This is a genomic window from Shewanella eurypsychrophilus, from assembly GCF_007004545.3.
Taxonomy (GTDB): domain Bacteria; phylum Pseudomonadota; class Gammaproteobacteria; order Enterobacterales; family Shewanellaceae; genus Shewanella; species Shewanella eurypsychrophilus.
Genome location: NZ_CP045503.2, coordinates 4,493,071 through 4,512,969, shown reverse-complemented (window position 1 = coordinate 4,512,969; position 19,899 = coordinate 4,493,071). Strand labels below are relative to the sequence as shown.

At 43.2% G+C, this 19,899-nt stretch carries 16 protein-coding genes and 1 pseudogene; 6 read left to right on the top strand and 11 right to left on the bottom strand.

Annotated features, from left to right (window positions below):
- Positions 1–51: 51 nt before the first annotated feature.
- Complete coding sequence (locus tag FM038_RS19305; RefSeq protein ID WP_142871635.1) at positions 52–507, bottom strand: hypothetical protein; 456 nt, start codon at positions 505–507, stop codon at positions 52–54.
- 222 nt (positions 508–729) lie between these two features.
- On the opposite strand from FM038_RS19305, the gene FM038_RS19300 reads away from it, so the two are divergent.
- Positions 730–1,548: a substrate-binding periplasmic protein gene (locus tag FM038_RS19300; RefSeq protein WP_185965728.1), complete on the top strand. Its 819-nt coding sequence runs from the start codon at positions 730–732 to the stop codon at positions 1,546–1,548.
- A 20-nt stretch (positions 1,549–1,568) separates the two neighbouring features.
- Here the strand turns inward: FM038_RS19300 and FM038_RS19295 are convergent, their stop codons facing one another.
- A complete protein-coding gene (locus FM038_RS19295; RefSeq protein ID WP_223292909.1) occupies positions 1,569–3,443 on the bottom strand; it encodes a tetratricopeptide repeat-containing diguanylate cyclase in 1,875 nt (624 codons plus the stop codon).
- A 344-nt stretch (positions 3,444–3,787) separates the two neighbouring features.
- Between FM038_RS19295 and FM038_RS19290 the strand changes: the two genes are divergently transcribed.
- Positions 3,788–4,225 (top strand): DUF3069 domain-containing protein, encoded by a 438-nt coding sequence (locus FM038_RS19290; protein WP_142871638.1) that lies wholly within the window; start codon positions 3,788–3,790, stop codon positions 4,223–4,225.
- 401 nt (positions 4,226–4,626) lie between these two features.
- Positions 4,627–6,321: an amidohydrolase gene (locus tag FM038_RS19285; RefSeq protein ID WP_142871639.1), complete on the top strand. Its 1,695-nt coding sequence runs from the start codon at positions 4,627–4,629 to the stop codon at positions 6,319–6,321.
- A gap of 98 nt (positions 6,322–6,419) precedes the next feature.
- Here FM038_RS19285 and FM038_RS19280 read toward each other — a convergent pair whose 3' ends face one another.
- From FM038_RS19280 to FM038_RS19260, 5 genes are all read right to left on the bottom strand, one after another.
- Positions 6,420–7,292 (bottom strand): LysR family transcriptional regulator, encoded by an 873-nt coding sequence (locus FM038_RS19280; RefSeq protein ID WP_142871640.1) that lies wholly within the window; start codon positions 7,290–7,292, stop codon positions 6,420–6,422.
- A gap of 715 nt (positions 7,293–8,007) precedes the next feature.
- Positions 8,008–9,696, bottom strand: a complete 1,689-nt coding sequence (locus tag FM038_RS19275) for an NAD-dependent malic enzyme (RefSeq protein WP_142871641.1) — start codon at positions 9,694–9,696, stop codon at positions 8,008–8,010.
- Between the two features lie 203 nt (positions 9,697–9,899).
- Positions 9,900–10,364 carry a YehS family protein gene (locus FM038_RS19270; RefSeq protein ID WP_142870897.1) on the bottom strand — a complete coding sequence of 155 codons (465 nt, stop codon included), beginning with the start codon at positions 10,362–10,364 and terminating at the stop codon, positions 9,900–9,902.
- 116 nt (positions 10,365–10,480) lie between these two features.
- Entirely contained in the window at positions 10,481–11,875 is a 1,395-nt protein-coding gene (locus FM038_RS19265; protein ID WP_223292908.1) for a serine hydrolase domain-containing protein, read from the bottom strand.
- Positions 11,876–11,897: 22 nt separating this feature from the next.
- Entirely contained in the window at positions 11,898–13,073 is a 1,176-nt protein-coding gene (locus tag FM038_RS19260; protein WP_419555652.1) for an NRAMP family divalent metal transporter, read from the bottom strand.
- A 483-nt stretch (positions 13,074–13,556) separates the two neighbouring features.
- On the opposite strand from FM038_RS19260, the pseudogene FM038_RS19255 reads away from it, so the two are divergent.
- Positions 13,557–13,737 (top strand): annotated as a pseudogene (locus FM038_RS19255) (hypothetical protein); the annotation flags it as partial.
- A gap of 106 nt (positions 13,738–13,843) precedes the next feature.
- The gene (locus FM038_RS19250; protein WP_142871642.1) at positions 13,844–14,467 is read left to right on the top strand and encodes a glutathione S-transferase family protein; all 624 of its coding nucleotides are present in this window, start codon (positions 13,844–13,846) and stop codon (positions 14,465–14,467) included.
- Between the two features lie 119 nt (positions 14,468–14,586).
- Here the strand turns inward: FM038_RS19250 and FM038_RS19245 are convergent, their stop codons facing one another.
- The 4 genes from FM038_RS19245 to FM038_RS19230 form a co-directional block, all read right to left on the bottom strand.
- Entirely contained in the window at positions 14,587–15,087 is a 501-nt protein-coding gene (locus tag FM038_RS19245) for a DUF4447 family protein (protein WP_142871643.1), read from the bottom strand.
- A 115-nt stretch (positions 15,088–15,202) separates the two neighbouring features.
- Positions 15,203–15,613 carry an SMI1/KNR4 family protein gene (locus FM038_RS19240; protein ID WP_142871644.1) on the bottom strand — a complete coding sequence of 137 codons (411 nt, stop codon included), beginning with the start codon at positions 15,611–15,613 and terminating at the stop codon, positions 15,203–15,205.
- Between the two features lie 64 nt (positions 15,614–15,677).
- Entirely contained in the window at positions 15,678–16,466 is a 789-nt protein-coding gene (locus tag FM038_RS19235) for a RelA/SpoT domain-containing protein (protein ID WP_185965733.1), read from the bottom strand.
- Positions 16,467–16,667: 201 nt separating this feature from the next.
- Complete coding sequence (locus FM038_RS19230; RefSeq protein WP_142871646.1) at positions 16,668–18,752, bottom strand: M13 family metallopeptidase; 2,085 nt, start codon at positions 18,750–18,752, stop codon at positions 16,668–16,670.
- A gap of 422 nt (positions 18,753–19,174) precedes the next feature.
- Between FM038_RS19230 and rsuA the strand changes: the two genes are divergently transcribed.
- Complete coding sequence (gene rsuA / locus FM038_RS19225) at positions 19,175–19,864, top strand: 16S rRNA pseudouridine(516) synthase RsuA (RefSeq protein ID WP_142871647.1); 690 nt, start codon at positions 19,175–19,177, stop codon at positions 19,862–19,864.
- Positions 19,865–19,899: the final 35 nt, after the last annotated feature.

The following is a 19,899-nucleotide window of genomic DNA, read 5'->3' as shown; positions in this document are numbered from 1 at the left end:
CTCTAGCGCCGAGTTCCTCGGATCTAGAACCTAGGAACTCGAGACCTAAAATTATTTATCAATTTGACTCAGCAGTGCAGCCATAGATTGAGGTCCTTCGACTATGGTACTGGTATAGCTATCGACGAATTCGTTGAGCTTTAATGTGTAGTTATAACCAATAGGCAGACCTCGCTCTTTTCCAACTCGCTCCATCTCATGTTCTGCAGTGCGGTCAAATGGCGGACTGACACTGACAAAGTCATAGCTGTCACCAGATATTTTTCTGTACCACTTCATTGGGGGAAGCTTGATGATCTTGTAGACGGCTTCCCACTCCTGCATATATTCGATAAATGCTATATGCTGACCAGGGTGTATTTTCCAAACCGTGATAGTGTAGATCGAGCTCTCTTCTGCAACAGCTAATGCAGGAGGTGAGTAGCTGGCTAAGCCTAAGCTTGTCAGTGTTAAACCTGCAGCTATCACCATCGCAGTGGTGTGAGTTTTAATTTTTTTTATCAACATATCTTCTCCTTAAATCCTAAGCTCCTAGATGAACAAGCATCACTGAATATTCATTTTGAATGTGATGTCTAGGGGGAGTTAAGATAATGACAATTAACTTAGGGGCAGGGGAAATACAATATGTCACTTTTGCTATAGTTAAATTGGTATATGTTAAGGTCAGTGAACCCCAATTCTTTGCTATCTGTAAGCATATTAAGAGGTGTTATGGGAAAGTGTTTAATGAGGTTCGTCTTTATCCTGAAAACACTGATAGTGACTGGTGTTTTCATTTTATCCTCTTATGACATTCGCGCCGATCAAACCGTTACTTCCCTTAGTAGCACCGAACTACGTCTTATCACCGAACCCTGGGCTCCAGTGTCCTATGAAGAGAGAGGGGTAGCCAAAGGATTTGCAGTAGAGCTAGTGCATCAATTGCAGCACTTTGTAGGCAGTAATGAAAACATTGAAGTCATGCCTTGGGCCAGAGCCATATCCATTGCCGAGAAAACGCCCAAGGTGCTGTTATTTGCCACGTCGATCAATGAGGCGCGTAGGGCAAAATTTCATTTTGTCGGACCTATCTTGAGTAGCAATGTATCTCTGTTTGCGCTTACTGAAGATGAGATTCAAATAAATAGCGTTGAGGATCTGAAAAGCATTGGCACTATTGGCGTTTATCGGGGCACTATCGGTGAGGCCTTGTTAAAACAAGCCGGAGTCTTGAATCTACAATTAGCAAGTTTTCCCGAGCACTCAGTGAAACAGCTGTTCAAAGGGCGTATACGTCTTTGGTGTCAAGCAGATGTCGCAGTCGCTAGCTTGCTTGAGAAAGTCGGTAAACAGAGTCTAGGCGTAAAGTCGGTATTTTCTTTCGACAAAATAGTACTCTATTTAGCTTTCTCAAAAGGCAGCAATAAGCAGGTGATAGAGCACTGGGCCAAAGCATTAACAGTCTTTAAAAGATCAGGGAAGTTTAAGCGACTTCATGCTAAATACTTTGGTGACATTTCCGTCTCTGTTTCTGACTCGGTTGAAATCCTTTGGCTTGAGAATTAGCTGTTCAGTGAGTCATGGCTTTAAGCTGATTTAGCACAGTTTCTTCCCGATGATTTTGCTAGGTATAGTGCATTATCTGCGCGTTGAAATAGCTCTGAAAAGCTCTTATCTTGCTCCCTACTTGCCACACCGGCACTAATCGTTATTGATAATTCTGTATTTATCTCACTGAGGTCTGACTTGGCAATGGCCTTGACTAATCGCTCTGCAATCTCCTTAGCCTGTTGTAGATTTGTATTGGGTAAGAGCACTAAAAACTCCTCACCACCGACCCGACCGACTAGGTCTGACTGCCTCATCATGGCGTTGGCAATATTGGCTAACGAGGTGAGTGCTTGATCGCCCACATCATGTCCGAATCGGTCATTAATTTTTTTGAAGTGGTCTGCATCAAAAAGGATGAGTGACAGCGAAGCAGATTCTGAAAAATATCGTTCGCCTAAGGTATAAGCATGTCGCCTGTTTGGCAGTTGAGTAAGATGATCCGTTAGGGCCAATATTTCCAACAACTTAGATTTTTGCGCCTGTTTATAAGCGAAGAAGGAGATATTGATGATGACTATCATAGCCAGAAAAATAACCGTGAATTGTAGATAGCGGTTCTGCTGTAGGATCTGTAACTCTCGTTCTTTGACCTCTTGTTTTTCGATAAGCTGAGTATTTTCAATTTCAATCTGCTTGGTATTGAAACGAGTACGCATCTCAGTGGTTCTATGGCTTTGTTGTTTAATATCGAGTTGATTATGAAGCTCGATATATTGCTCAAGTGAATAGTATGCTTGTTTCCAATTGGCTAAATTTGCGTGGATCTGGCTTTCGAGGATATAAAGCTGGGAGAGCCCTCGATCATTTTTAACACGCTTGAAAGCCGATTTGGCTTGTTGCAAGAAAGGAAGTGCAGCTTGAGGCTTCTTGTCTAAGAAGCTTATCTGGGCACGGAACAACATCATAAAGCTATAAAAAGCTTCTTCGGTTGGTTCAACATGGTTTTTAGCAAAGTCTAGATAAGTAATAGCTTCATCTATTTGATCTAATTTGATTAGTGTTCCGGCTAAGTTGACAGCGACAAAACTCATGGCTAGCTCATCGCCTTGTTGTTGCCAGTAATGATAACTCTGCAGGTATTTATCTAATGCCGCTTCATTTTCTCCTAGCTCATCCAAAGCAATGGCCACTTCTGTCGTCATACCTGCCGCTAGTTCAAGATCACCGGATTGAGTAAATAGCAGTGCTAGTTTTTCATAATATTTATAGGCAGTTTGCGGATCACCAAAGCGACGATAGCTGGTGGCAATTTCTGCTAAGTTATATTGACTCCAAATCGTCAAGTTCAAGCTTTCATAGAGCTGTTGAGCAGTAAATAGATCTTCTAGTGCCGAAGCATAGTTACCCTGAAAAGAGTGCATCGCGCCTCTAAGTCCTCGAGCATCGGCGATTAATCTTGGTGATTCTAGCTGATAGGCTGTCGCTACGACTTGGTTATACTCCTCTAAAGCGAGCTCTACTTGTCCCGAAAATTGATAAAACCAGCCACGACACAACTTTAAATCTGCCATTGTTTCTGCTGAAGGAGTGATTAGCGCTGATGTTAACTGCTGCTGCACGAACTTTAGCCCTTCAGCGCGCTTATCTGGATCGAACGCATCGGCACTCCAGCATAAGGCTCGCTGCAACCTGCGATATTTGACTATGTCATCTGCTGTAATGTTTGCCTTTAGGTAGGTCAGTCTTTGCTGTAATTCTTTCGGGGCAATGACTTTACCGCTTTCAAGTAAAACGAAGGTCTCTTCAATGCTATCGACTGTTTCGGCCCAGGTATATGGGGAACAAGAGAGAATGGCTAGGCAAGTCAAAGTCCGCCATATAAGCGTTAACCTGACAAGAGGTTGCTTCAATTGGATGACCTTAAATAACTGCCGGTGGATCATTATCTGACTGCGTTACCTTGAAAATGTATCTACCTATGTAGCATACACAAGTTTGATAGAACAATATCTAGTCGGTACAGATATATATTCAATTATTTAGCATAAGATACTGCATCTTAGGGCTTACACATAAGTGTGGTCACTAGCCTATCTGTCATGTTTTTTGCTTTTACTTTAGTGGACAGGTATAAAGACATCACCATGACTCCGATAGCGGGTAATGGTAACTCTGGCCTCTCTGTCAGTGGCGGGTTTTAAGCTTAGCCATAGTTAATAGCAAATTTTAATTTATTCATTTATAGAGCAAAACCATGATAGAAATAACTCCTGAGTACAAAGCGCGTGTCGAACTAGTGTCACTGAATGTCTGTAATGTGGTTATGCCAATGGATCAGATCCCTGAAAACTTGTTGGAAGCGTATGCCAACCTGTGTAACGAATTACTCGAAGACAGTGATGAGAAGTTCATCAAGGGCTGGGAAGCGCAGCCAAAAAGTGCTAGAGCCTTATTGCCTCAAACTGACTTTCATGGCTTTTATATCGCTAATGCCTGGTTACAGTTGAGTCGTGTCGCACAAGACATCTCAGATGCCGCTGACAGTGATGAAGCTATCGATGAGAAGGAATATAACGGTATATTCACCAAAATTTCAGACGAATCACTCAAAGAAAGTATCAAAAAGCTCAAGAAAGCTCGCACCGACAGAGCCTTGCTCAATAGCATCAAGGCGGTCATTGAAGGTAAATAGTTTAGGACAAATAGTCGAAGGTTAATCGTCGGCGATAAGTAAATCATCCAATGGGTGAGATGTTAACCCTGTCCGCTAAGCGCTAGGTGTACGAGTTTATTCGATTTAGGCTATGGGTTTCCATGGCCTTTTTTATGCCTTGATTTTGGTTGGTGACTTGCCGGATAACAAGTTCAAAGTATCTTTTTTGTGGCTCATAGGTTGTGGGTGTAAAAAGACATATCTAAATGTCCTACTTATTTAGTCGAACAATAATGTATCTAGTTCTTATACCAGATGTCACTATCTCAAATTTTAGATAGTGAGTACTTTTCTCTATTTCTTCTTTCGGGCTAGCCTGTCTGAAATTGAACTCAAGATTCCCTATACTCATTTAGAGCAGGGAGAAATAGGATGAACTTATGAATAAAGTGTATTCACTGGCACTGATCGCGAGCTTAATCATGGGAGCTACAAGTTGTAAAGCCGAGTCTACTGAGCCAACTGAACTGGCTGATTTGATCATGACCAATGCGGTGATTTATGGCCATAAGAGTGCCGATACTCTGGCAGTCTATGATGGGAATATTATCTATATAGGTAATGAAAATGGTGTGAATAGCTATCGTAATGCTCAAACTCAGATGATGGATTTGGAGCACGCATTTGTGATGCCGGGTTTTATCGATAATCACAATCATGTGTTTGAAGCTGCATCATCAGCGGGTGGCAACTGCGAGCTGAATATGGATGCCTCGCTGGCAGAGCAAGTTCCCTACCTGAAAGCCTGCCGTAAACAAGCTAATGATAATGAGTGGGTGATGGGCTACGGTTTCTCTATTGATGCTGTGCTAAATGAGCAAAACGATAGCACACCGCTTGAAGTGATAGACCGTATATTCCCCGATCATCCCGTTGTCATCATGGAGCAAACATCACATTCAATGTGGGTGAATTCACAAGCACTTAGGCTTGCAGGGATCACCAAAGATTCGATTGAACCACAAGGTGGTAAAATTCTGAAAGACGAGGAAACTGGCGAGCTCAATGGTATTTTATTCGATAATGCCGGCGATCTGGTGATGGAGATGGCGTGGAACAGTTTAGAAAATCTGTTTGATGCTAGCTATATGGGCCTTATATCTGGGTTGGAAGAGGCCGCGGCTCATGGTATTACTACCATAGGTGATGGCCGACTGTACTGGAAGCGAGGCTGGTATGAGGTATGGCGATCGGCGGAGAAAAATGATGACTTAACCGCAAGAGTATCGCTTCGCCCCTGGATCTATCCCACCGATTCTATGGCTGCTCAGTTGAAATATCTCAAGACAATACATTCAAGCGATAAGTCCGGTTTGCTTCTCGTCGACCAAGTGAAGATGTACAGCGATGGCATTTTTATCAACGGCACGGCAAAATTACTCAAGCCCTATATAGACACTTATATTGCAGATGAGCCTTTGGGCATTAACTATATTGCCCCGCAACAGATGCCAATCTGGTTGGATCAACTGAATCAAATAGGCTTTGGTGCCCATATTCATGCTATCGGTGATGGGGCAATAAGGGAGTCACTTAATGCGGTAGAATATGTTCGCAGTAAGGGTGTTAACAGGCCTTATACTTTAACTCATGTTGAACTGGTCAATCCTCAAGATGTACCACGTTTTGCTAAGTTAGACGTGACAGCTGACTTCCAAGTGGGCTCGGATTATGTCGTCCATCACGATCATAGCTGGGCAGAACCATTTCTTGGTGAAAAGCGTAGCAGCCTGTTGATGAGCCTAAAGGCTATTTTTGATACTGGCGCGAATGTGACACTAAGCAGCGACTGGAATGTACACAATATCAACCCTTTGGTCGGCATTGCCAACAGTATTAAGATGGGGACCACAGGTTTGCCTGACATAGATACAGCCATCGATGCTTACACCATCAATGCCGCCGCTAGTCTTGGGATTAGTGACATAACGGGTTCTATTGAAGTCGATAAATCTGCCGATTTTGCGATTATTGACAGTGATATTACTCAATTAGCAGTTGAAGAAATTGTTTACGCTGAGGTCATTATGACGCTGTTGCAAGGTAAAACAGTGTTCGATGCTGAGGATCACTAACCTGTAGCCATAACTATTAATGTAAGTGCCCTAGATGACAGTTATCGCTGGCAGAGGTCTCAATGGATTATGCCAGCAATGAGTGTTTTTAACTGGCATTACATCAATAGGTGTTCCTGTTTGAAAGCATCAATTGCTTTGGCTCCCTTGTTGGACAAGGTTAAACCATTGCGCCAACAGATCTCTACTTTACGCTTGATTCCTACTGGCTCAAAATCGCAATCTAGGGGGATGAGTTGCTTATCTGAAATCATCGAACTCACATATTCATGGGGGAGAAACGCGAAGCCTTTTCCTCGTTTTAGCATCGCGATGAGGGTATTGATATCAGAAAATAGTCCGTAGTGGGGACTGAATCCATTTTCATCACTATGAACAATATCCCCCCAAACTAATTCACAGTATTGACTTAAATCTTGCAAGCTTATGTTAGAGAGTTCTGCCAATGGATGCAGAGGGCTACACACCAGCTCTTCGTGATAATAACCTAAACGGCAGTAGTCAAATTGAGTGTGATGGAGAGTGTCAGACTCGTGAGTCAGAATGATATCTGTACGTCCCTCATATAGATCTTTCTCTAGTTGGGTGACTTTTTCTCGGTACACCTCAATACTCAGGTTTGGCGTCTCGAATAAAGACGCCAGGGCAGGAGAAAAAGCGATATCAGGAATGTAGTTCTCCATGCCGATCCTTAGTGTGCTTGGTTCACTTTCAGCTAGAACTTGGGCACTTTGCACAAACTTATCCAGCTGGCTCAAGCTGTGGGTGAGGTAGGGCAATAACTTTTCGCCATCCTGACTTAAGCTTGTTTTGTTGCCCGAGCGATCAAAAAAGCTCACTCCCAAATCAATCTCTAACTCGGAGATCCATTGGCTAACCTGAGACTGGCGTTTACCCAGTTGCCGCGCCGCCGCAGAAATAGAGCCAGTCTCAATTGCCAGTAACAAGGCTTGAAGATGTAGTAAGTTCATTATTCTATCTCTTGTCTAATCACAAGTTTTCTAAGTATTTTCTTTATGCTTCATCGAGCTTTATTAGTATCTGTTAAGTTCGCTGATTTTCAATCGTTTACTTTAATAAATTATCTACTTTGGAACTCTTCATCTTTACCTCCGTGTTCTCCGTGTAAGCGAAACGCTCCGTGGTGATACTTCTATTTTGAATAAGGGAATATTAGGCATGGGCAAAGTTATGCATTTCTGTCTTATCTTTCATGCTGAGCTCAATATAAAAGAGTGCAATTTTGATTAACTCATTAAAGTGAATCAAAATCGAAGAGATAACTTTCTTGTAATCAACAGGTGTAGATGCGGCTGCGAGCTTCCAAATCAGGGATGATTTGGCAGAGCTTCCATGGATGGACTTGCAGCGACTCGCAGAAGCATCTGCATATAAGCCCGCTGCAAGCGATAGATAACAATGAAGGTAAAAGTTATAAACACACTTCCCAATACCAACTCAGCCAGAAGCTAAATCAGAAAATGTCATCAGCCTTCATTCGAAGGCTGCAATTTCAAGGCTCTAATTTTAAGGAAAAAAAAGCTACCAAGGTTAACTGGTAGCTTTAATCTGTTCTCGAACCTCGAACCTCGAACCTCGAACCTCGAACCTCGAACCTCGAACCTCGAACCTCGAACCTCGAACCTCGAATTAGACCAAATTTCTGACCTAACTCTTAGCTAAGAATTAGAATGACGTTCTCTTGTAACGTCGATACTCAGCAGTCCAGAAGTTCGCTTCGATTGACTGTTCTAGTAGCTCATCGGTACAGGGTAGGGCATGGCCTTGCGCAACGGCTACCTTGCCGACAGCTAAAGCTATGTGCCTACTCACACGCTGAATATCTTCCAGTGGCGGCAGTAACGGACCTTCACCATTGATAGCCAGTGGTGAACACTCAGCAAGGGCGCGGCTGGAGGCCATCAGCATCTCATCACTGACGCGTTTAGCACCTACGGCCAGTACACCTAGGCCTATGCCTGGGAAGATGTAGCTGTTATTACACTGAGCAATCTGGAAGGTTTCGCCATCAATAACCACAGGCTCAAATGGACTACCTGTCGCGACTAGAGCTTGGCCATTGGTCCAGTGAAGCACATCTTTTGGTGTGGCTTCGACGCGACTGGTTGGGTTAGACAGAGGGAAGACAATTGGACGTGGGCAGTGCTTATGCATTGCCTTAATGATCTCTTCACTAAATAGCCCTGGTGCGCCGGACACGCCGATAAGTACAGTCGGCTTACCGTTATTCATTACATCTAACAGGCTTATGTTGTCGTTGTCAGTCTTCCACTTGGCAATCGTTGCTGATTTTTGGGCTAGCTTTTGCTGGAAGTTTAACTGGTTAGGCATGTTGTCTTGTAACAGTCCCCAGCGGTCAACCATGAAAATTTGACTGCGAGCCTGAGTCTCATCAATACCTTCAGCCATCATTTGAGCTACGATGGCTTCAGCAATACCACAACCCGCAGAACCAGCACCTAAGAAGGCGACACGCTGTTCACTCAATTTGCTCTTAGCGGCTTTACAGGCCGCAAGGAGTGAGCCAACAGTGACTGCAGCTGTCCCTTGAATATCATCGTTGAAACAGCAGTATTGATCTTTATAGCGCTCAAGCAGTGGCATGGCATTTTTCTGCGCGAAATCTTCGAACTGGATCAAAGCATCAGGCCAGCGACGACTGACTGCTTGCATAAAGGATTCGACAAAGTCGTTGTACTCTTCACCGCCGATCCGCTGATGACGCCAGCCCATATACATAGGATCTTCTAGTAGGTGCGGATTATCAGTGCCCACATCTAAGGTGATTGGCAGCGTATAAGCTGGACTGATCCCGCCACAACTGGTGTAGAGAGACAGCTTACCAATGGGGATCCCCATACCACCAATTCCCTGATCGCCAAGGCCTAGAATACGTTCACCGTCGGTAACAACGATGATCTTCACTTTCTGGCGAGTCGAGTTATTAAGAATATCATCGATACGGTCTTTATTTGGGTATGAGATAAACAGACCACGGTTACGGCGATAGTTCTTCGAGAACCGCTCACAAGCCATACCCACTGTTGGGGTATAGATAATAGGCATCATCTCGGTAATATGATTTTGAACCAAACGATAATAGAGCGTTTCGTTGGTATCTTGAATGTTTCTCAGATAGATGTGTCTATCTAGGTCGTTAGTAAAATTAGTGTACTGATCATAAGCACGAGATGCCTGTTCTTCGATGGTTTCAATAACGTGGGGGAGAAGACCTTCAAGGTTAAAGAAGATGCGTTCTTCATCGGTGAATGCACTGCCCTTGTTGATCAAAGGGGCTTCGAGAATAGCGGGCCCAGCAAAGGGGAGGTAGAGGGGGCGTTTATGATCGTCCATTGGTAACCTTTTGATAATTGTAATTATGGATACTGTCAGAGAAGGAAGATTATCATGAAATGTGATCTTTGTTCTGTTTTCAAACTTGTTTTTAGCTCTTTTTTAGCTCTTTTTTTTATTTCACAATGTGGAAGCGTTTAAAACAAAAAGCACAGCCTGAGCTGTGCTTTTTCGAGTGAACAATTATTCAAAAAACTAACGTATTATTTACCACGATGCTTAAGAGAAAGGCCCGCAAGGAAATTACGTAATACTTGATCGCCACACTCTTTAAAATGTTTATGACCCGGCTTTCTAAATAGGGCACCAAGTTCAGACTTAGACATATTAAAGTCTGCGAGAGCTAATGTGCTGATAATGTCATCTTCACGCATTTCTAGTGCAACTCTTAGCTTTTTGAAGATAAGGTTGTTGTTGATCTGTGAGACAGGCTCTGGGATTTCAGCGCCTTCTTTTAAGCCACGTTTTTCGATAATTAAGCCATCTAAGAACAGACACATAATCTTATCGTTACAAGGTTGGTAGCCCTCTTCTGCTTCTTTTTTTAGCAGGTCGATAAGTTGTTCTTGCGAGACTTCATGTTTTACCTTGGCAAAGATTTTGATCATCTTGGCATTTTGGTAATCAAACACGAAACGTATACGGCGTAAAATATCGTTGTTAATCATAGCTATTTATCTTTCTCTGGTTGATTCCGCATCTGCGGGATCTTGTGGTGGCCATTATAGCTGAGTTTTACTCTGATCCCGGGTTTAATTTGTAAACCTGATCCTAGCCATTTTGTTTATGAGCTTTTACTCTCAAGGCTTTTTCTGTGAATGAGGGACTGTCTAATGATTGATCGTATCTTGTTATGCAGTTCAAACACTCGGTCGAGATCATTGAGGCTCAATGAGATATTTTCTAGCATGACAAGATCCATATTGAATTCAGGATAATGCAGCGTCATCGACATGTAACCAGCGAGATAACCCGTGTGGCTATATTCAGTGATGTTATCTTCTCTGTTGATCCTCAAGCCATATCCATAGCTCATGTCGGGCCAAAGAAATTTAATGCCGGTATGGGAGCGGGTCATTAGCTCATAACTATGAGGGGTCATCAACTTACCTGAGTGCAGTTTCTGCTGAAAGGTTGCGAAGGCTTTGACGGTCGAAATGAGTCCGCCAGCGGGGAGTAAAGATGGTGTTATCTCCAGACCCGATGGCGTTAATGTATTGCCCGCTTCATTGAGCCCGATTGCGAGGGAAGGGGCTCGCTGGCGAATATTGTCTATGGTGCCAACCTCCGCGTAAAGGCCGCCTAAACCATTAGCCTGTGAAAACACGGCGAGCTGCTGTGCAAAGCTTTGCTGATTAACCTGTTCAAGCACTTCAGCCAATAGGGAGTAACCTAAATTGGAGTACGAAAATTGACTGCCTGGTTCGAAAAGGTTAGGTCTACCCAGTTTATCTACACCAGATGTATGGCTAAGAAGGTGGTGTAGGGTGATGTTTTCATTGTACCTTTTGGGGTTAAACTGGCTATGTGTCTGTTGTAGTTCTGTATCTATGCCGTAGATGGTCGAGGGGCTAGGTTGGCAGTTAGTCTGCTGTTTACTCGCAGATTCAGTTAATTCTTGTTCATTAATTTCATTTGTTGCCGGGTTTATAACTGTTTCGGTGATGTCTTCTTCTTGTGTCACTGTTTCAAATTTCGCATCAAAATCTTCGCTCTCTTCAGTCTCATTTTGCTGGTTTTGATCATATACATTTGAGTTTGCAAACAAGTAGCTATTGAGAGAGTTATTTAAGTCTAAGTTGCCAGCATCAACAGCACGTAAAACGAGTGTGGCCGTTATCTGTTTGGAGAGTGAGGCGATGACGAAGCTGGTTCTTTGATTAACCCCTCTACCTTTATTCAAACTGAGTAAAGGTCTGCCATTTTGAAATAATAGTACGCTGCCACTAAAGGGTTGCAGTGATTTATCTATGGCATTCTTGATTGCAACTTCAATGCTCTGAATTTGTTCAACAGACTTCGTATTCGTGGTTGCTTGTTTATTTTCCTGCTCATCCTTTGGGGAGGGAAATTCAGCAAAAGCGTTCTGGCTAGCTAGCAGGCTAAGTAATAAACTCGCTAACATACCGATACCCTTCTTGGTTACTCGGCGGGCAGAAAATATGCTTCTTAATGTCATAATATATTTCCTTATTTTGTCATCATCCAATAGATAAAGAGTAGAGCAAAGCAAAGCCTATGAGATATGTCATTCCTACCATGGACAGGCACTTCATTTTCCAACCGTAGCGGTCAGACTCAGCTAAAGTTGAACTCGTCATTAATCGATAGTTAAGCCAGGCAAAAATCACTGTCGTCATAAAGGCGAGTATCATCACAAATTCGAGTAGCGGTAGCAGCGTGCCTTTAAAGAACAAGATAATGGCCAATCCTATCGCACTGACACCTAACATGACTAAGACTAGGCTTTTTTCTGAGGCTTGTTTATTGCCGAGTAAATGCCAGCCCATATTGAGTGTACGGCTATAGCCATCGATGACAGTGACTGTGGTGCTGAAGATACATAAAAGAGCAACGATCCCGATTAGGTAACGCGCCTCACTACCTAATACTTGGCTGTAGAGGTTTATCAACTGACTGGAAAACTGGACTCCAGAAGCTGAAAAATGCTCGCCACTACCATGCATCACCAGTGCGCCGAGGGCTAAGAATACAATAGCCAGTATCGCAGTGGTTAGGTAGCCAAAATTAAAATCGAAGATGGCTTGTTGTTTGGTTACTTGAACCGTCTTTTTCTTCTCTAATAACCAGAGTGAATTCCATGCGCTGACTTCAATGGGCGCGGGCATCCATCCCATCATAGCGACAAGAAAGCCGATATAGCTCCATTGCCAGGGTGATTGAGAGATGAAGTCCGGGTTGACTATTGGCGGAGCATTAAAAGCCAAGGCGACAGCAATAAGCGTTGTGGTAGTTAGGCACAACATGATGACTTTAGTGAGCTTATCCAGTAGGGCGTAATGACCGAAGATGAGTAGGGCGAGGCTAGATAACAAAACGATCAGTGCGAGAAGATCGATAGAAAGAGGCACAAACAGGGTCAGCATGGCGGCGGTTAGCATAGCAACACCGGCTGTGCTGGCGACTGCGGCGATGGTATTTAGACAAGTAAAAAGCAAAAGATAGCCTCTTCCCTGTCTTTGATAACCGTGAAGTAAGCTCTCTCCTGTTGCTGCAGTGTATCTTGCTCCTGCTGCAAAGAAGGGGTACTTCAGTAGATTAACCGCTAAAATAACCCAGGCAAGTTGCCAGCCAAATTCGGCGCCGGCCCGTGTTGAGGCCACAAGGTGAGAAGCTCCTATGGCCGCAGCGGCCATTAATAGACCTGGGCCTATAGCACTGAATAAGTGTTTAAGTCGATGTAGAATGCCATCTAAGTTTTTATTATTTTCTGCATCTGAAGCTATTTGAACTTTATTCACAGCACTCATATTTTGATCACCTACTCCATTTCCCTATACCTTTAAATTACGCTGCTATGCTACATATTTAATGAGCCCTATCATGAGCGTCGATCAAATATGCGACCGTAGAATATGACATGCATAGGATGGAAATTAAAAGGTTTTTTAGATTAAATGATAATTGCTAATAGAAAGCTTCACTGGTTAGCTTAATCACTTATTTAGTTGTCGAGGAAGATGAGTAGACAGAAGCTGCTTAAATTCTTTGCGGTTAAATGGCTTAGATAAAACCGCAACAATATTCACTTTTTCATTTTTAGTATGGTGAGCGTCGAAGATAAGGTCATTTGATCCAAACCTGACATGCTATTCCTCCAGTTGGAGACCTAGTCAAAGATGTCTGGCTCTTATCGTTTCAACGACATGTTCAGGTATAAGTGTTGGGATGAAAAACATGTTTGATGAAGAAGCATCATTTGCCATTGGTGACTGCGATTATGATCTCTATGGTTATGCGAAGGCGGTTCATAACCCCCTGGGTCGATATGTTTATATTAAGATAACGATGAATTTTTAATCTGTAAAGTTCAGCTAATTTGAGTATATTGTTAGGGGCTACATCTTCTATACCTATGAGTATTAGGTGTAACCTTTTTATCAGCGTGTCATTAATGGGAGTGAAAATGATTAAGTTATATGGAGTGCCCCGGAGTCGTTCACTGCGTGTGTCATGGACTTTAGAGGAGCTAGGGCTGGATTGGCAGTATCAATATATTAATTTTGCTAAAGGCGATAGCCGTAGCCCTGATTTTCTTGCTGTGAATCCCTGCGGTAAAGTACCTGCATTAGTTGATGGTGACTTAGTGCTCACTGAATCGGCGGCGATTATTTTATTTTTAGCTGAAAAGTATGGCGATCGAAAACTACTGCCTGCCCCAGCTAGTGATGCATCTGCTTTGCATCATAAATGGGTGAGCTTCATCATTTGTGAGCTTGAGCAGCCATTATGGACCATAGGTAAACACAAGTTTGCACTGCCCGAAGAGATACGCCAACAAAGCATGTTTGCAGTGGCTAAGTGGGAGTTTGATAAAGCGGCTGAACTGGCCGAAAACTGGTTACCTGAAAGTGATTTCTTACTTGGTGATGAGTTAAGTGTTGCCGATATTTTGTTAGCGCATACTTTACTGTGGGCGACTCGTTTTGAGCAAGATATTCCGCCTAAGCTTGCAGCTTACAGGGATAGAGTTACCGCTCGTCCTGCGATGAGCAGAGCGCTTGAGAAAGAGATGGCAGGGGCCGAGTAGAACTGTTGAATATTTAAATGAAAAAAGCATCAATAATGAGTAAATAGTAGATGCTTTTTCATTTATTCTTTTCGAACCTCGAACCTCGAACCTCGAACCTCGAACCTCGAACCTCGAACTTAAAGCTGTGTCGCAGCCCACTTAGCACGGATCTCACGGCTTTCTTTCAAGCCTTCTTTTTCACGGTAAGCCTTGTATGCTTCGACATCGAGTGCCACTAAGCTAACTTCAACTTCGAGAACTAATTTACATTCTTTTTTTATCCGCCAAGCCGCAGTGTTATATAGCTCGCTCAAGGGTAATGAACCGACAAATTCAGGGTTGTATTGGGCGTAACTAGCCTGATTTGAGTAGACGACAAAACTAAGTTGACGCTTAGGCTCTTTACTAAATAACGCTTCGATGCCATCACAAGTATTAAGTACCTGCATTTCGATGATCTCGTCTATCTCTAGTAGTTTCTTTGCAGCAAGACCCAATACAGGTTTTTCTCCCGTTTCCCAAGCCATAACATCTGCTTCGGTAGACTTGCTTAACTCTGCCACTTGAGCTGGCGTGATACCCAGAGATAGGCGTAAAAACTTCATTTCTATGGCGTTTAAGCCGGTATTCTTTGACATGATTGTTCCAAATTTGGATGTCTATACGAGACCTTTCGCACTATGTAGTACTCGGAAACTAGTGTTTAGAAAGTCGTGCTCGAATAGATAAATATGCTGTGCTAGAACCTAGGAGTTAACTCTTTAACCAGACCTCTTCAGCCCATTGCCAGAAGGACTCCCAGAACTCACCCTCACCCTCAGGATCATCATCATCACTCCAGAGCATGACTTGCCCCTCCTGATCGATGCAATAGAAGCTGTCTCCTTGTTGGCAAATCGGCACATATTCTCGTGACATGCCAATTGACCAAGCATAAGCCGTCACTTCGGCAAGGTAAGTGTGGGAATAGGGATCACTGGCGGTTACCGGCTCTAGCGTCCCGTAAATGACATTGCTGGCATAGAGTAAATACTCCTTTAGCTCGGCAGGAAGAGGCATTAAAATTTCCTCTTCGACGACTACAATTTGTTCAAATGTAGGCAGTTCTAAAGGGATAGGAACGGTTTCACTCAATTCCTGAAGTTGCTCTATGATTTCGTGCATCGTCTGTTCGCTGTTATCTATTTATAGGGGCATTATATATGCTCTGAATGGTTTTTGTTAGGGGTTAGGCCACCGACGCTGTTATCAGGGCCGCGTTATCGATACGTTTATATTGTAACCAGGCTTTGTGGTACTGCTTATGGGACACTTGGCGAAGTTGGGTGATCCGGGCTTGCTCTATGTCGTTGAGGTCTCTGCTTTCATTCTTGGCTAAGGTTTCTATGGCTTGGATCTGTTCATAGACTTTATGTTCAGCACCATTCTTAATATTGGCAATCTCGCTGAGGTGAAGTTGCACCTCTACAATCATTTGAGATTTTGGCAATTTAATGAGTACATTGAGATCTCGATAACCTGATTGCTTAGGTGATGCGAAACGGTTTTTGACCTTAATTATTTGGCTTTGTGTACTTAATGTTTCATAGGCATGAACGAGATCATAGATGCTATCTGCTACTAGGCTTGCTCTGGCAAGGTCAGTTAGCTGACTGGCATCGCCATTAAGCTTATGGGCTACCTTGCTTGCGGCTCTATTGTAGCTTTTAATTGGGGGAAGCAGAATCTCTAGTGAGTTTTCAGAGGATACTGCATTAAGGATGTTACTGAGTTCTTGTTGTGCGTCTTGAGCCTGGCTATATAGACTATCTAAATCACTGCTAGTTTGCCTAGGAACTTGGTATTGTTGACTGCTTATTGAGGTGAGGCCTGCAAGATTTTTACTTAATGCTTGACGAACTGCATAGCTATCACTCTTCTCTTTAACGCTAGTTTGAATGTCGTTGGTGGCAGCAAAGCCTGTCCGGGTGGACAGAAGAAGAAGGAAAATAAAGAAGGTGCGGAATAAGCGATTCATACTATTTATCAACATCAAATTAGCTCCATTACCTGAAAGAAAAACGAAGTAAAACTAAACGATGCCTCCAATCTATGCCCCAAGTGCTTAATCTATGCTGAACGGCAAATTAACTTTTGTTCATTATCCATTCATAATTTTACAAGCATAAAAAAAGAGCGCTTAAAGCGCTCTTTTTAAAGATAAAAAACTATTTGTAAATTACCAGATTTTTACACGTTTTTCGGGCGCTATGTACATAGCATCGCCTTCCTTCACGTCAAAGGTGGTGTAAAACTGAGGCATGTTGGACAGTGCGCCCAGCGAACGGAACTTAGCGGGTGAATGTGGATCGGTTGCTACACGGTTACGCATAGACTCTTCTTTGATCTTAGCGCGCCAGATCTGAGTGAAACCGATGAAGAAACGCTCATCCCCAGTCAGGCCATCGATAACCGGTGCTTCTTTACCGTTAAGTGATTTCTTGTATGCCTTATAAGCGATAGTCACACCTGATAAATCACCAATGTTCTCACCTAGGGTCAGTTCACCATTTACATTAAGATCGTCAAATACGGCATAACCATCATATTGTGCAACTAATGCGTTACCGCGAGTAGCAAATTCAGATAGGTCTTGTTCGGTCCACCAATCACGCATGTTGCCTTCGCCATCAAACTTAGCCCCTTGGTCATCAAAACCATGGCCCATCTCATGTCCGATAACTGCACCAATACCACCGTAGTTAACTGCATCATCGGCTTGCATATTAAAGAATGGAGGCTGCAAAATGGCTGCTGGGAATACGATCTCGTTCATGGTTGGGTTGTAGTAGGCATTCACCGTCTGTGGTGTCATGTGCCATTCCCACTTACGGATTGCTCCTGCTAACTTTTCAAGCTCTTTTTCATGACCGAGCTCATTAGCACGAATGTTGTTACCGATAAGGTCATCGGCCTTAATTGTCAGCTTAGAATAGTCTTCCCATCTATCTGGGTAACCAATTTTAGGATCAAATTTGGCCAACTTGTCTTTTGCTGCGACCTTAGTGCCGGCGCTCATCCACTCTAAGTTGTCGATACTGGTACCATAAGCGCCACGTAAATTTTCAACCAGAATCTGCATGCGATCTTTGGCTTCTGGTGCAAAGTGACGCTTAACGTAAACTTTACCGACAACTTCACCCAGTACGCTGTTGACTGTGCTTACACCACGCTTCCAACGAGGCTCTTGCTCAGCCTGACCATTAAGTGTTTTTGAGAAAAACTCAAAGTTTTCGTGATCGAGTTTTCCAGTCATTTCACCAGCAAAATGAGTTAGTAATTGCCACTTCATATAGGTTTGCCAGGTCGAAAGCTCGTTGGCTTTTAGGACTTCATTGAAGCCTTCGATAAAGCTTGGCTGGTTAATGATGATATCTTTGTGATCTTGGACGCCTAATGTTGTTAGGTAACCTGTCCAGTCGATATCTGGCGCTAAAGTGGCTAAATCTTTAACTTGATAAAGGTTATAAGTTTTAGTGCTATCGCGAGTTTCTACCACATCCCAATGTCTGCTGGCTATCGCGGTTTCCAGCGCTAAAATATGCTCAGCACTGGCTTTAGGGTTTTTAAAACCGGCTAGGGCAAACATTTTCTCTATGTGTTCAACATAGGCTTTACGAATATTAACGAAACGCTCACCATCGTTGAAGTAGTAATCTTTCTCTGGAAGGCTTAAGCCATATTGCCAGATATGTGTGGCGTAGCGGCTTGAGTTTTTTGCATCTACATCAATGTAGAAAGCGAGTGGCGTACCACTGCCGATTATTTGGCTGTGAGCGAAATAGCTAACCAGATCGGCCTTAGTTTTAAGGGCATCAATTTTATCCAGTTCAGCTTGAATAGGAGCCGTACCGAGTTGGTTGAGTGTGTCTGTGTCCATAAATGAACGATAAAGATCAGCCACTTTTTGCTCATCGCTACCAGCTGTAAGGTTAGGCGTTGCGGCGACCTCTTCGATAATTGCTTTTACATCATCACGCGACTTTTCACGTAAATCATAGAATGCGCCAGTGCTGGTTCTATCACTTGGAATAACAGTCTCTTTTAGCCAAGTACCGTTTACGTAACCGTAGAAGTCGTCTTGGGGACGAACTGATTTATCGAAGTTCGCAAAATCAATACCAGAAGTTAAAGCCTTCTCAACGGCGACGGCAGTTTCAGTTTTGCTTGTGTCCGGAGCTTTTACTTCTGCTTCCTTATTATTGCATGCCGCAAGGCCTACAATGAGTGAGGCACATAAGCCTCCAACGAGTACTTTCTTCATGCTGTATCCTTTATTGCCCATTATTGGGTCATTTATATTTATACAACTAACTGGTGTTGTTTTTTACTGTATTGCGGTGCTCACTGACCTTGGTTGCCGAGAAAATATTACCTATTGACGGCTAAATCCCCAGTGATCACGATTTCGATAATAGATGACGAATCGACACACATGTTAAATCTAATTGCTTAGTGTAAACAAGGTGCGCAGTGAAGATAGAGGCAAAGATAGCGGCCAACATATGTAAGTAAAGGTTTCCTCTTGCGTAAACTGTAGCGAGAAGTTTAAAAATTGACTAGATCATCATTAATACAATCAGGGATAATGCCGGGTTTATATCAACAAGGGTCGTTAAAGTTTTGCCCTTTACTGCAGAGATCTTCATAATGGCGTCACTTTATTTTAGAACTTGAGAAACCTAAGTGCGTTTAGACAAATTTATCTGTGAATCGACCGAGCTAACTCGCTCTTTAGCAAAGAAAGCGTTACATAAAGGTGATGTTACCTGTGATGGGGAAGTCATTAAAAACTCAAGTTTTAAAGTGAAAGAGGGCCAAGTTGTTCGTTTAGCCGGAGATATTATCTCGGTGGTTGGCCCACGCTTTTTGATGCTCAATAAACCTGCTGAAACTATCTGCGCGACGTTTGATGAAGTACATCCGACTGTGATCGACTTGCTTGATATCGAAAAGCCAGATGATCTTCACATCGCTGGGCGACTCGATATCGATACCACGGGTCTAGTGTTGATCACGACCGATGGACAGTGGTCGCATAAAATTACTTCACCTAAGAAAGATTGCGGTAAGTGCTACTTAGTGACATTGGACGATGAACTTGATGCGGCATTAATTGACACGTTTGCGCAAGGAATTCAGCTCAAAAGTGAAGATGGACTGACCAAGCCTGCGATACTTGAAATTATTGACTCCCACACAGCACGTTTAACGATCACTGAAGGTAAATATCATCAGGTTAAACGTATGTTTGCCGCAGTGGGCTATAAAGTGGTGGGACTGCACAGAGAAAGTGTCGGTCAAATTACCCTTGATGATGATCTAGAGCCTGGTGAGTGGCGCCATCTTACCGCAGAGGAAGTGGCTTCGGTTTAACCATTATCAGATGAAATAGGGCCTCAATTGCAGGC